The organism is Aromatoleum sp. (genome assembly GCF_036675785.1).
In the GTDB taxonomy this organism is placed as follows: Bacteria; Pseudomonadota; Gammaproteobacteria; order Burkholderiales; family Rhodocyclaceae; genus Aromatoleum.
Map to the genome: position 1 here is coordinate 13,737 of NZ_JAKFEF010000018.1, position 13,049 is coordinate 26,785.

The window sequence follows — 13,049 nt, forward strand, 5'->3', positions numbered from 1 at the left end:
CGTCAATTGGAAGGACGGCAAGTATAGCCGGCCGCCCCGGGCGGTTTTTTGTAACGGGAGATATGCCCCGCGGCAGCCGAATTTCCCATGCGATAATTTTGCAATTCCGATCCGGATGGGCGATGGCATATGAAAATACTCGTAACTGGCGCGGCCGGCTTCATCGGCATGCACACCTGTCAGGTCCTGCTCGGCCGCGGCGACGAGATCGTCGGTCTGGATAACCTGAACGACTATTACGACCCGCGTCTGAAGGAAGACCGCCTCGCGCGCCTGATACCGCACAAGGGCTTTCGCTTCGTGAAACTCGACGTCGCCGACCGCCCGGGGATCGAGCGCCTCTTCGCCGAGGAACGGTTCGACCGCGTCATCCACCTCGCCGCGCAAGCCGGCGTGCGCTACTCGCTGCAGAACCCGCACGCGTACGTCGAGAGCAACCTCGTCGGCTTCATGAACATCCTCGAAGGCTGCCGCCACAACGGCGTCCAGCATCTCGTCTACGCGAGCAGCTCCAGCGTCTACGGCGGCAACACGCTGATGCCATTCTCCGAACACCACAGCGTCGACCATCCCGTCAGCATCTATGCCGCAACCAAGAAGGCCAACGAGCTGATGGCCCACACCTACAGCCACCTCTACGGCCTGCCGACGACCGGCCTGCGCTTTTTCACCGTCTACGGCCCGTGGGGCCGCCCCGACATGGCGCTGTTCCTGTTCACCAAAGCGATCCTCGAAGGCCGCCCGATCGACGTCTTCAACCACGGCAGGATGCAGCGCGACTTCACCTACATCGACGACATCGTCGAAGGCGTCGTCCGCACCCTCGACCGCACGGCCGCGCCCGACCCCGGTTTCAACCCGCTCGAACCCGACCCGGGCCGCAGTGACGCGCCGTACCGGGTGTTCAATATTGGCAACCACGATCCGCTGCCGCTGATGGATTTCATCGAGGCGATCGAGGACGCGCTCGGGAAAAAGGCAGAGAAGAACTTCCTGCCGTTGCAGGACGGGGATGTGCCGGCGACGTATGCGGATACGGCGGAGCTGAATGCATGGACCGGGTTCAAGCCGGGGACGAGCGTGAGGGAGGGGGTGGGGAGGTTTGTGGAGTGGTATCGGGAGTATTACCGCAGCTGAGCCGCGAGGGCGCGCGTGCTCTCCAGTGCACGGACACAATATCTGGCACGTCGGAAGAAGCGCGGGTTTAGGAACACCTCGTAACGTTTTGGTGGCGGAAAACGAAGCCCCGAATGGAACAATGAAGTCCATTTGTCGTCTTTGAGATCCCTATGCATCGTGACCGGCCGCCCGTTGAAGCCCGCCCCGAAGAAGTTAGCTTCATCGACCTTTGGCATGTCCTCCTCAATCGCAAGACATGGATTGCCGTGATGCTCATGGCATGCATCGCCGGCGGTGTCGCCTACCTGATCTTCGCACCGAAGCTCTACGAGGCGCGCGTGAAGGTCCGTGTAGGGCAGGTGGCCGGCGCGGGGCCATTCGAGGCGCCGGAGATTCTTGCGTCACGGCTGTTGGCCCAGTACGGGGAGGACGTTGCTGACGGGGTCAAGCGCCCGCGCCCCTTCCTGAAACAGGCTTCGGTGCCGAGGAATGTCCCGGCTTCCGTTGAGCTGGTCGCACAGGCCGACAGCCCGGATGACGCGGCGGCGTTCCTCGAGCGCGTCTTCGGTGAAATCCAGCGGACTCACGACGCCACCTTCCGCGAAAACCATCGGTTGATGAGCGAGCGCATCCAGAACCTCGAGGCGCAACAGGAGGCACTGCAACAGCAGTTCCTGGACGCTTCCGATCTGATCAAGCAGCTCCGGCCGCGAGACCCTGTCCAGGCGTCCCTGATCATGCTGGAGCGAGGCCGAATTTCCGTAGCGCTCAATGGCCTGGAGGCGGAAAAACCCGAGCTCGCCCAGAGACTGACGCCACCCAAGACGCAACCCACCGCATTGCTCGGCGAAATCACCGCGCCGCAGAGGGCGGCCGCGCCGAAGCGGTCCCTCGTTCTGGCGATTTCGCTCGCACTCGGATTGGTGGCTGGCGTCGGCCTCGCATTCATCATCGACTTTCTTTCCAAGACCCGAGATGCGTCCCTTCGCGTTGCTCCAACCTCCTAAGACTCGTGCGGCTTTCCGTGTGAGAGATCTGCCCTATGCCGTGCACCTTCGATGAAGTGCGCCGGAAAGAGGGATCGAGCGAAAGTCCCCGCTGCGGCATTCGAAGTTCGCCCTCACTGTCGCCACCACCACTGGTGCGACGGCCGCGGTCACAGTGTCTCAGGCCTCGCAGCCTTTTCGGGGGCGGCGTTCCGCGCCCTGCGGGAGGGCTTTTCGACACGCCCCCCGTTTGTGCCCCAACGATCCCTGTGGTTCGTGATAGGGATATGCGCGCGTCCTGAGATCCCCCTTCTTGATGCTTTACCCTGCGCCTGCCGAGTAGAATGCCGCCTCGCCCGGGCGCCTCGCGGGCAGCGCTCTGCGCGCGCCTCATGCACGAATTCGGCAGTCGGCGGCGCGGGAGCGCTATCGAATCGAATGACGGCAATTAATCCCTGTGGCCCAGCGGCCTCGCGACTGGCGCGGGTGACTACGCGGGTAGGCGTTTGCCGGCGGGTCGGCCACAAATGGGACATCGAGAAAGCGGATAGACCCATCCGGAGAAGACGAGTATGGCCATCGGCCACTGAAATGTCATGACAATCGAACCTAAGATCTTTGTCGCCGGACATCGCGGGATGGTCGGCTCGGCGGTTCTCCGCCACCTCGAACGCCGCGGGTGCAGGAACGTGGTAACTCGCAGCCACCGCGAGCTCGATTTGACGAACCAGGCGGCTGTTCGTGCGTTCTTCGATTCGGAAAAGCCCGACCTGGTTTATCTTGCCGCGGCGAAGGTGGGGGGGATTCACGCCAACAACGCGTATCCGGCCGAGTTCATCTACACGAACCTGATGATCGAGGTGAACGTTATGCAGGCTGCTCATCAGAACGGCGTGCAGAAGCTGCTTTTTCTGGGTTCCAGCTGCATCTACCCCCGTCTCGCGCCGCAACCGATGAGCGAAGAAGCGCTACTGACCGGCACGCTGGAGGCGACCAACGAACCCTACGCAATTGCCAAGATCGCCGGCATCAAGCTGTGCGAAAGCTACAACCGCCAGTACGGGCGGGATTACCGCAGTGTCATGCCGACCAACCTTTACGGCCCCGGCGACAACTACGACCTCTCGAACAGCCACGTGCTGCCGGCGATGATCCGCAAGTTCCACCTCGCCAAGCTCGCCGCGCGACGCGACATCGACTCGATCGTCGCCGACGAGACAATTCACGGAGCGATCCCGTGCGACATCAAGACGATGATCGGCCTTGACCCGTATGCCCCGATCACGCGCGACAGCGCGATCACCGACACGTCGCCCGTGGTGACATTGTGGGGCACCGGAACGCCGTACCGGGAATTCCTCCACGTCGACGACATGGCGTCGGCCTGTGTCTTCGTCATGAATCTCGACAAGCCCACTTATGACGCGAATACTCAACCGATGCTGAGTCACATCAATGTTGGGTTCGGCGAGGACTTGAGCATCAGGGCCGCGGCGGAACTGGTGGCGCAGGTCGTCGGATACAGCGGCGAGATTGCATTCGACACCAGCAAGCCCGACGGAACCCCGAGAAAATTGATGGACAGCAGCCGACTCGCACGGCTGGGATGGAAGGCGGGAATCGATCTGAAACAAGGGCTTGAACAGGCCTATTCCAACTATCTGAGCAAAGAATCGAGAAGATGACCAAAACTCAACCGAAAGTTGCCCTGATCACCGGCGTGACCGGTCAGGACGGCTCGTATCTTGCGGAGTTCCTGCTCGAGAAGGGCTACATCGTGCACGGCATCAAGCGTCGCGCGAGCCTGTTCAATACGCAACGCGTCGACCACGTCTATCAGGATCCGCATATCAAGGACGCGCATTTCAGACTGCACTACGGCGATCTCTCCGATACCAGCAATCTCGTACGCATCGTGCAGGAGACGCAACCCGACGAGATCTACAATCTCGGCGCCCAGAGCCATGTAGCGGTGAGCTTCGAAAGCCCGGAATACACCGCGGATGTGGACGCGATCGGCACGCTGCGCATCCTTGAGGCCATTCGCATCCTCGGGCTGGAGAAGAAGACCCGCTTCTACCAGGCTTCGACGAGCGAACTGTACGGGCTGGTCCAGGAAATTCCGCAGAAGGAGACCACGCCTTTCTATCCGCGCAGCCCCTACGCCGTCGCGAAGTTGTATGCCTACTGGATCACGGTCAATTATCGCGAAGCATATGGTATGTATGCCTGCAACGGCATCCTGTTCAACCACGAGTCGCCGAGACGCGGGGAAACCTTCGTCACGCGCAAGATCACCCGCGGTCTCGCGAACATCGCGCAAGGTCTCGAAAGCTGTCTGTACATGGGAAACCTCGGCGCGCTGCGAGACTGGGGGCACGCCAAGGATTACGTCCGGATGCAGTGGCTGATGCTGCAGCAGCAGCAGCCGGAAGACTTCGTCATCGCGACGGGCGTGCAGTACAGCGTGCGTCAGTTCATCGAGTGGTCCGCGGCTGAATTGGGCATCGAATTGCGCTTTGTCGGGAGCGGGGTCGAGGAGCATGCGATCGTTCAATCAGTCAGCGGCGACAAGGCGCCGGGGCTCGAGCGCGGCGACGTCGTCGTGCGCGTGGACCCGCGCTACTTTCGACCCACCGAAGTGGAAACCCTTCTCGGGGATCCGTCCCGTGCCAAGGAAAAGCTCGGCTGGACTCCGGAAATCACGGTTCAGGAAATGTGCCGGGAGATGGTCGCCGCGGATCTCGCCCAGGCGCGGCAGCACGCACTGCTGAAGAGCCACGGGTATCCGGTCAGCGTGAGCGTCGAATCCTGATCGGCCAATGTCCGCGAAATTGCGATGCAGGAGCGATTCGCCGCCGGGGCAACTCGTCCATGCGCAGGGCTGCAGGCATGGCGACCACGGTAACGAGTGATCCAAGAGTTACGAGATGAGAATTGCGTTCGATCACCAAATATTCGGCTGGCAGGAATACGGCGGGGTGTCACGCTACGCCTACGAACTGGCGACTGGACTAGCCGGTGCTTGCGGCCAGGACGTCGCGATCATCTGTCCGCTCTACGTCAACCGTTATCTCGCCGAGTCGGACGTCGGGCGGCTCGTCAACGGAATTCGGGTGCCGGTGTTTCCGAAGAGCGGGAGGATTTACCGCGCGGTGAACACGATCCTCGGGTGGTCCGGAATGAGGAAATTCCGCCCGGACATCGTGCATGAGACCTACTACTCGACCCGTTCGGCGGCGCCGAGGGGTGCGAAGGTCGTGCTGACCGTCTACGACATGATCCACGAGCGCTTTCCGGAGAACTTTTCGATCGCCGATCCCACTCGCCGGGAAAAGGCGGCCGCAGTGTCGCGTGCCGACCACGTTATTTGCATTTCCGAACAGACCCGAAAGGATCTCGTCGAAATGCTGCGCGTGCCCCCCGAGAAGACCTCGGTCGTACATCTCGGATTCACGCTGACGCCTGCGGCCGCGCAAGCGCCCCGGGACGAGACGCCGGACCGTCCATACCTGCTCTACGTCGGTAACCGCAGCGGCCACAAGAACTTCGACGGGCTGCTGCGCGCGTATGCGGGCTCGCGTTTCCTGCAAGCCGAGTTCGATCTGGTCTGCTTCGGTGGTGGGGAGTTCAATGCGCGGGAGCGCGAGGCGATCGAGAAACTGGGCGCTGCGGCGTCCCGCGTTCGGCAGGTCGCGGGCGACGACAGCGTCCTGGCCTCTTACTACCGTCAGGCACGGGCTTTCGTCTATCCGTCCCGTTATGAGGGCTTCGGTATCCCGCCGTTGGAGGCGATGAGCTTCGGCTGTCCGGTCGCGTGCAGCAATGCCAGTTCGATTCCGGAGGTGGTGGGAGACGCTGCCGAAATGTTCGATCCGACCGACGCCGAGTCCATCCGCGCGGCGGTCGAGCGCGTGGTCGCGGACGACGCCCGGCGGGCAGAACTGGTCACGCGCGGCACGGCGCGTCTCGACGAATTTTCATGGAAGCGATGCGCGGAACAGACGCTCGACATCTATCGAAGGATCGCGGCATGAAAGCGCTGATCTGCGGCGTCGGCGGCCAGGACGGCGCCTATCTGGCGCAGCTTCTGCTGGAGAAAGGCTATCAAGTCGTCGGGACCTCGCGCGATGCGACGTTGAGCCGTTTCGATGCGTTGCGCAGGCTCGGCATCCTCGACCGCGTCGAGACCATTTCAATGGCCCTCAACGACTTTCGCAGCGTCCTGCACACGGTCAAGCGCCATGCCCCGGACGAGATTTACAACCTCGCCGGCCAGTCCTCCGTGGGACTGTCGTTCGAGCAACCGGTCGAAACGATGGAAAGCATTGGCGGCGGGACGCTCAATCTGCTGGAGGCGCTGCGCTTCGTCGATCGTCCGATCCGCTTCTACAACGCCGGTTCGAGCGAATGCTTCGGCGACACGGGCGACTCCCCGGCCACCGAATCCACACCGTTTCAGCCTCGCAGCCCCTACGCTGTGGCGAAGTCGACGGCGCACTGGCTAGTGCGCAACTACCGGGAAGCGTATGGCCTGTTCGCGTGCACCGGCGTCCTCTTCAACCATGAATCGCCGCTCCGTCCGGAGCGCTTTGTCACGCAGAAGATCGTCCGCACCGCGGCCCGCATTGCGGGCGGGGACGGCACCCGACTGAAGCTCGGCAACATCGCGGTCGAACGCGACTGGGGCTGGGCCCCGGACTACGTCGATGCGATGTGGCGAATGCTCAACGCATCTCGGGCGGACGATTACGTGATCGCAACGGGGCGCACGGTGTCGCTCGAATATTTCGTCCGGAAGGTGTTCGCACATTTCGGACTGGATTGGGACCGGCATCTCGAAGTCGATGAACAGCTCTTCCGTCCGACCGACATCCGGACCGGGCGCGCCGATCCCGGGAAAGCCCGCACCGAGCTTGGCTGGAGCCCCACCCTGGATGTGGACGGGGTCATCGCGGCGCTGTGCGCAGCTGCCGGCGGCACTGACGCCCGGAAAACGTGAGGTGATGGGGATGAATGTTCAACAGCCCGGCGGGCACGGGGAATTGAATTGAACAAGGTCAGGGTATTGGTGCTCGGCGCCTCCGGGATGCTCGGGAGCGCGGTGTTCAGGTTCTTCTGCGGGGACGCAGGTTTCGAGACCTTCGGGACGCTGCGCTCGGCGCGTTCGGCGCGATTCTTCGATGGCGCAATTCGCGCACGCCTGACCGCGGGGATCGATGTCGAGAACACCGACGCACTGGTGCGGCTGTTCTCGGAAGTTCGGCCGAACGTCGTCGTGAATTGCATCGGACTGGTGAAGCAGTTGTCGGAGGCGGACGATCCGCTGTCCGCCCTTCCGATCAATTCCCTGCTGCCACATCGCCTGGCGCGGATCAGCGCTTTGGCCGGGGCCCGGCTAGTGCATATGAGCACCGACTGCGTCTTCGCCGGAACGAAGGGCGGCTACACCGAAAGCGACCTGCCGGACGCGACTGACCTTTACGGGCGCAGCAAGCTGCTCGGCGAAGTGGACTATCCGAATGCCATCACGCTGCGTACTTCGATCATCGGACACGAGTTGGAAGGGGCGCGCAGCTTGATCGGGTGGTTCCTAGAGCAAGAGTCGAAGGTGCGGGGGTTCAAACGAGCTGTCTTCTCGGGCCTGCCGACCGTCGAAATCGCACGGCTGCTCAGGGATTACGTGATCCCTAATCCCGAGCTCCACGGCCTTTACCACGTCTCCTCCGAGCCGATCAGCAAGTACGATCTGCTCGCGCTGGTCGCCCACGCGTATGGAAAGGTTGTTGACATCGAGGCCGACGAGGATTTCGTCATCGACCGGTCCTTGAATTCGGAACGGTTCAGGAATGCGACGGGTTTCCGGCCCGAGAAGTGGCTCGATCTGGTGACCCGCATGCGGGATTTTGGCTAGGAAGGATTCAAGAATGTTCAAGGGCAAGACTCTGCTGATCACCGGGGGTACGGGTTCTTTCGGCAATGCGGTGCTGCAGCGCTTCATCGATTCGGAAATTTCCGAAATACGCATCTTCAGCCGTGACGAGAAGAAGCAGGAGGACATGCGCATCGCGTTGAAGAACGACAAGGTCAAGTTCTACATCGGCGACGTGCGCAACTACGACGCGGTCCACGATGCGCTGCAGGGCGTCGATTACGTCTTCCATGCGGCCGCGCTGAAGCAGGTTCCGTCGTGCGAGTTCTATCCGATGGAAGCGGTGCGGACCAATGTCCTCGGAGCCGAGAACGTAATGCGTGCGGCGATCGCGCACCAAGTCGAGCGGTGCGTCGTGTTGAGCACCGACAAGGCGGTCTACCCGATCAACGCGATGGGCATCTCCAAGGCGATGATGGAGAAGCTGATGGTGGCGAAGTCGCGGCTGTGCGCCGGGGGAAGGACCGTCCTGTCCGCAACGCGGTACGGCAACGTCATGGCCTCCCGCGGTTCAGTGATTCCGCTCTTTCTCGAACAGTTGCTCGCCCGGAAACCGATCACGATCACCGACCCCAACATGACGCGCTTCCTGATGTCGCTGGAGGAGTCGGTCGATCTGGTTCTCTATGCCTTCGAGTACGCGCGCCCCGGCGACATCTTCGTCCAAAAGGCTCCCGCCTCGACGGTCGGGGACCTTGCCGAGGCGATGAAGCGGCTCCTACGCAGCGAGTCGGAAACACGAGTGATCGGCACGCGCCACGGCGAAAAACTCTACGAGACGCTCGTGTCGCGGGAAGAAATGGCGCGCGCCGAGGACCTTGGCGGCTATTTCCGCATTCCGGCGGACGCCCGCGATCTGAATTACGACAAGTACTTCGTCGAGGGCGAGAAGGAGATCTCCGCGCTCGACGACTACACGTCCCACAACACGAAGCGCCTGGACATCGAAGGCGTCACGAGGACGCTGATGACCCTGGACATCATCCGTGAGGCGCTGAATGCCTAAGCTGAAAGTGATGACGATCGTCGGGACGCGGCCGGAGATCATCCGGCTGTCCCGGACCATCGCCGAGCTGGACAAGTTCTGCGAGCACACTCTCGTCCATACCGGCCAGAACTACGACTACGAGTTGAACGAGGTCTTCTTCAATGATCTCGGCATCCGCAAGCCGGATATGTTCCTCGAGGCCGCGGGCGAGAGCGCCGCAGAGACGATCGGTCGCGTGATCATTGCGGCGGACAATGCGATGACTGCTTTCCAGCCCGAGGCGCTGCTGATCCTGGGCGACACCAACAGTTGCCTGGCGGCGATCGCCGCCAAGAGAAGGAAGATTCCGATCTTCCACATGGAGGCGGGCAACCGCTGCTTCGATTTCCGTGTCCCCGAGGAGATCAACCGGCGCATCGTCGACCACACTTCCGACATCAATCTCACCTACAGCGAGATCGCTAGAGAGTATCTGCTCCGTGAAGGTTTGCCCCCGGAACAGGTCATCAAGACCGGCAGTCCGATGCGGGAGGTGATCGAGCACTATCGCGAAGGCATCGCCGCGTCCGACGCGCTGCAGCGCCTCGACCTTACAGCGGGACGATATTTCCTCGTCAGCTCGCACCGGGAAGAGAACGTCGATACGCCGGAGAATTTGGCGCGGCTTTTCGACATCCTCAACTGGCTGGCGGAGACGTACGGCGAGCCGGTTATCGTTTCCACCCATCCCCGCACCCGCAAGCGGATGGAGGCCCTGGGACTCGAGGCGAACGCCCTGGTTCGCTTCTGCAAGCCGTTCGGCTTCCTCGACTACATCAGCCTGCAAACCCGGGCGCGCTGCGTCCTTTCCGATAGCGGAACGATCACCGAGGAATCGTCGATCCTGAATTTTCCCGCGCTGAACCTGCGCGAGGTCCACGAAAGGCCGGAGGGCTTCGAGGAGGCGGCAGTAATGTTCGTCGGCTTATCCCAAGAGCGGGTGCTGCAGGCGCTCGAAGTCCTTGAGTCGCAGCCCCGCGGTGAAGTGCGGGACCTGCGAATGGTGCGCGATTACGAGCCCGAAAATGTCTCCAGGAAGGTCCTCAGGATCATCCTGAGTTACACCGATTTCATCAACCGCAAGGTTTGGCACAAGAGGGGCGCGGATTGATCGAAGCTCTCCGTCTGCGCGAGATCCCCTCCGGTCCTTCTCGCGCTGCCGACCGATTTCTCCCCCGCACGCCTCCTCCCGGTGATTCGTGAGCATTCGTAAGAACATCGGGCTGAACTTCGTTGGTAATGCCTGGAACGGTGCGCTGATCGTCCTCACGACCCCTTGGTACATCTCCATGCTGGGGATGGAGGGCTACGGCCTCGTCGCGTTCTGGCAGCTCCTGCTCTACATCTTCCTGATCTTCGATTTCGGTCTCGGCGCCTCGTTGTTGAAGGAGTTCGCCGCTTACCGTGGCGGCGGCCGCCCGCCAGGCGCCTATCGAACACTGTTGGGCACCGTCGAGCGGATCTGCCTGGCCATCGCGCTTCTGGTCGGCGTGGCGATCCTGTTCGCAGCACCGTGGATCGCTTCGAGCTGGCTGCGGCTGGAGGTGCTGCCGGCAGATGACGCGGAACTGGCCGTTCGGTTCATGGCTTTATCGGTCGCGGGCCAGATCGCCGGCTCGATGTACGCGAACGGGCTGACGGGTCTGCAGAATCACGGCGCCATGAACGTTCTCCAGATGCTCGGGCACGGCCTGCGATATCTCGGCGGCGCGCTGATCCTGTATTTCACCGGGGACATCGCGATTTTTTTCGCCTTTCAGGGGGGGGCGTCGCTGACGATGGCGTGTGTGACCCGCGGTGTTCTGCTGCGCGGAATAGGCGAGGCGCCGGGGCAGCGCGCAGAGCGAGGTGCAGACGTAGGCCCGGTGCTCCGCCGTTACGCTTTTGGTATGTTCATCACGGCCTTGCTCGGTATGCTGCTGGCCAACACCGACCGCATCCTGCTCAGCAAACTCGTGGCTACCGAGGATCTCGGCCGCTATTCGCTCGCCTTTGCCGGCGCGGGATTTCTGCAAATGTTGGTGTTCGCTTTCTACAGATCGTACTTCCCGTTGTTCTCCCACTTGAAGGCCAGCGGCGACGTCGCGGGCTTGAGATCGGCGTACTACCAGGCCTGCCGCCTCGCGGGCCTTTTCATCGTGCCGGCCGCAGCGATCGGCTGGACCTTCAGCAGCGAATTGATCGTCGTGTGGGTCGGAAGCCCCGACACGCTAGCGTCGGAAATCTTCCAACTGCTGATCCTCGGCAGCGCCTGTGCGGGCTTGATGTGGCTCCCTGCCGCCTATCAGCAGGCATCGGGCTGGACGTCCCTGCACAGCGGCCTGATGGCAGCCGCGCTAGCACTGGGCGCACCGTCCGCCTTCCTGGCCATCCGTAGCGTCGGCGCAGTGGGCGGGACGGCAATGATGCTGGTCCACGGTGCCATCGAGATCACCTTCGGGTTGTGGCTGATGAATCGCGTGCTGTTCCCGGGGGAAACGATGAGATGGTATCGCCAAGTGGTCTTGGTGCCGCTCGTCACGGCCTTGCCGCTGCTCCTTGTATCGAAGCAATTGATGCCGGAAGATCTCGCGCGCTGGGGCCTGGCCTCCTGGATTGCCGTCACCTGCCTTGTTCTCCTGCCGTGCCTGGTGGCGACCTACACAATACTGCCGAAAAAAACTGCGCTCCGCGCCACGGAGACCCGATGACTACCCCGAAAGAAACCGATCCGCGCTTTACCGTCATCATCCCCACGAAGGACCGAGCCGAGTACCTCGCGCACACTCTTCGCACCTGCATGATGCAGGACTACGCCAACCTGGAAGTCCTGGTGTCCGACGACGGCAGTACGGACCATACACGGGACGTCGTCCTGGAAGCGTCGCGTCAAGACCCGCGCATCAAGTACCGGAGCAACGAGCGCAATCCGGGGATGCGAGACAACTTCGAATACGCCCTCGACCTCGCGCAACCGGGTTTCGTGATCGCCCTCGGGGGCGATGACGGACTGATGCCCGGCGGCATCAGCGGGATGCGGGACGTGCTGCGCGATACCGGGCTCGAGCTCCTGTCGTGGGCGGCGCCGCTCTACACCTACCCGAAGGTGCGCGGCCCCGAAGGCCAGTTGATGCTCTATCACCCGAAGCAAGACCGCATTGTCGATTCGCAGGCGTTCCTGGCGCGCCAAGCCGAGCATCTGAACTATCTCGGCGACATCGAATCGCCGATGTCCTACGTCAAGGGCGTTGCATCGACGCGGCTCGTCCGGCAGGTGCAGAGCCGCAGCAAGGACGGACGCTTCTACAGTTGCCCGACGCCTGACGGCTACTCCGGCATAGTCCTCGCGGGGGAGGTGAAGAACTTCGCCTTCTCGGGCACGCCGTTCGCACTCTACGGGCTGTCTCCCACGTCGCAGGGCCTCAACTATCTGGCCAACGAGGAAGCGGCCAAGAAAAACTCGCAATCGTTCTTCAAGGCGGTCGATGCGGTGCCGATGCACGACGAACTGGCCCGGCAACCCTATTCGCCGCTGATCACATTGATGACGGTAGATTATCTTCTGACCGCCCGGGACCTCCCCGGATGGGGCGGAGTCGTGCCCCGGATTGATTTCAGGCGCGTCCTCGAATCGGGAATCAATGAATTGGCACACGGCCTCTACGGACAGGATCGGCTGCTGCGCGAAATGGGCATTCTCAGGAACATCGCCTTGCGCCACGGTCTCGAGGCCCATTTCGACGCGCTCATTGCGAAGTCGCGCAGGAAAAAGGAGAAGTCGCCTTTCATAGGGAGCGGGATCAATCCGCGGTCCATCTTTCTCGATGCGTCTCGCTATCGGATCGGCAACATCGTCGAAGCTGCCTACGCCGCGGAATACCTGGGGCGGTTCTATCGCGACCTCATGCCGCGGAATCTTCTCAACATCGTCAAGCGGTCCTTGGGCTATTTCCTTGTCTCTTCCGGCAAGGGGCCTTTGTTTCCGAAGCTCGAACAATAGGTTTCC

General features: G+C 62.1%; 11 protein-coding genes. All 11 read left to right on the forward strand.

Annotation, left to right across the window (positions count from 1 at the left end):
• Nucleotides 1-129: 129 nt before the first annotated feature.
• The 11 genes from V6M37_RS04510 (at nt 130) to V6M37_RS04560 (ending at nt 13,043) form a co-directional block, all read left to right on the forward strand.
• A complete protein-coding gene (locus V6M37_RS04510) occupies nt 130-1,137 on the forward strand; it encodes an NAD-dependent epimerase (RefSeq protein WP_332671328.1) in 1,008 nt (335 codons plus the stop codon).
• A 152-nt stretch (nt 1,138-1,289) separates the two neighbouring features.
• A complete protein-coding gene (locus V6M37_RS04515; protein ID WP_332671329.1) occupies nt 1,290-2,126 on the forward strand; it encodes a Wzz/FepE/Etk N-terminal domain-containing protein in 837 nt (278 codons plus the stop codon).
• Between the two features lie 575 nt (nt 2,127-2,701).
• Entirely contained in the window at nt 2,702-3,790 is a 1,089-nt protein-coding gene (locus tag V6M37_RS04520; protein ID WP_332671330.1) for a GDP-L-fucose synthase family protein, read from the forward strand.
• Nucleotides 3,787-4,920 (forward strand): GDP-mannose 4,6-dehydratase, encoded by a 1,134-nt coding sequence (gmd, locus tag V6M37_RS04525; RefSeq protein ID WP_332671331.1) that lies wholly within the window; start codon nt 3,787-3,789, stop codon nt 4,918-4,920. Before V6M37_RS04520 ends, gmd begins: the two co-directional genes overlap by 4 nt.
• A 115-nt stretch (nt 4,921-5,035) precedes the next feature.
• The gene (locus tag V6M37_RS04530; protein ID WP_332671332.1) at nt 5,036-6,142 is read left to right on the forward strand and encodes a glycosyltransferase family 4 protein; all 1,107 of its coding nucleotides are present in this window, start codon (nt 5,036-5,038) and stop codon (nt 6,140-6,142) included.
• Entirely contained in the window at nt 6,139-7,107 is a 969-nt protein-coding gene (locus V6M37_RS04535) for a GDP-mannose 4,6-dehydratase (RefSeq protein ID WP_332671333.1), read from the forward strand. Before V6M37_RS04530 ends, V6M37_RS04535 begins: the two co-directional genes overlap by 4 nt.
• A 48-nt stretch (nt 7,108-7,155) precedes the next feature.
• Entirely contained in the window at nt 7,156-8,019 is an 864-nt protein-coding gene (locus V6M37_RS04540) for a dTDP-4-dehydrorhamnose reductase family protein (RefSeq protein ID WP_332671334.1), read from the forward strand.
• Nucleotides 8,020-8,032: 13 nt separating this feature from the next.
• The gene (locus tag V6M37_RS04545) at nt 8,033-9,043 is read left to right on the forward strand and encodes a polysaccharide biosynthesis protein (RefSeq protein WP_332671335.1); all 1,011 of its coding nucleotides are present in this window, start codon (nt 8,033-8,035) and stop codon (nt 9,041-9,043) included.
• Between the two features lie 10 nt (nt 9,044-9,053).
• On the forward strand, nt 9,054-10,175 hold the full coding sequence (wecB, locus tag V6M37_RS04550) for a non-hydrolyzing UDP-N-acetylglucosamine 2-epimerase (protein ID WP_332671336.1): 1,122 nt from the start codon (nt 9,054-9,056) through the stop codon (nt 10,173-10,175).
• 88 nt (nt 10,176-10,263) lie between these two features.
• On the forward strand, nt 10,264-11,754 hold the full coding sequence (locus V6M37_RS04555) for a lipopolysaccharide biosynthesis protein (protein WP_332671337.1): 1,491 nt from the start codon (nt 10,264-10,266) through the stop codon (nt 11,752-11,754).
• A complete protein-coding gene (locus tag V6M37_RS04560; RefSeq protein ID WP_332671338.1) occupies nt 11,751-13,043 on the forward strand; it encodes a glycosyltransferase family 2 protein in 1,293 nt (430 codons plus the stop codon). The genes V6M37_RS04555 and V6M37_RS04560 overlap by 4 nt, the downstream gene beginning before the upstream one ends.
• Nucleotides 13,044-13,049 lie beyond the last annotated feature (6 nt).

Excerpts from the sequence above, each read along its gene's own strand:
- V6M37_RS04510 (WP_332671328.1), top strand. The coding sequence starts at position 130 with ATGAAAATACTCGTAACTGGCGCGGCCGGCTTCATCGGCATGCACACC.
- V6M37_RS04515 (WP_332671329.1), top strand. The coding sequence starts at position 1,290 with ATGCATCGTGACCGGCCGCCCGTTGAAGCCCGCCCCGAAGAAGTTAGC.
- V6M37_RS04520 (WP_332671330.1), top strand. The coding sequence starts at position 2,702 with ATGACAATCGAACCTAAGATCTTTGTCGCCGGACATCGCGGGATGGTC.
- gmd (WP_332671331.1), top strand. The coding sequence starts at position 3,787 with ATGACCAAAACTCAACCGAAAGTTGCCCTGATCACCGGCGTGACCGGT.
- V6M37_RS04530 (WP_332671332.1), top strand. The coding sequence starts at position 5,036 with ATGAGAATTGCGTTCGATCACCAAATATTCGGCTGGCAGGAATACGGC.
- V6M37_RS04535 (WP_332671333.1), top strand. The coding sequence starts at position 6,139 with ATGAAAGCGCTGATCTGCGGCGTCGGCGGCCAGGACGGCGCCTATCTG.
- V6M37_RS04545 (WP_332671335.1), top strand. The coding sequence starts at position 8,033 with ATGTTCAAGGGCAAGACTCTGCTGATCACCGGGGGTACGGGTTCTTTC.
- wecB (WP_332671336.1), top strand. The coding sequence starts at position 9,054 with ATGACGATCGTCGGGACGCGGCCGGAGATCATCCGGCTGTCCCGGACC.
- V6M37_RS04560 (WP_332671338.1), top strand. The coding sequence starts at position 11,751 with ATGACTACCCCGAAAGAAACCGATCCGCGCTTTACCGTCATCATCCCC.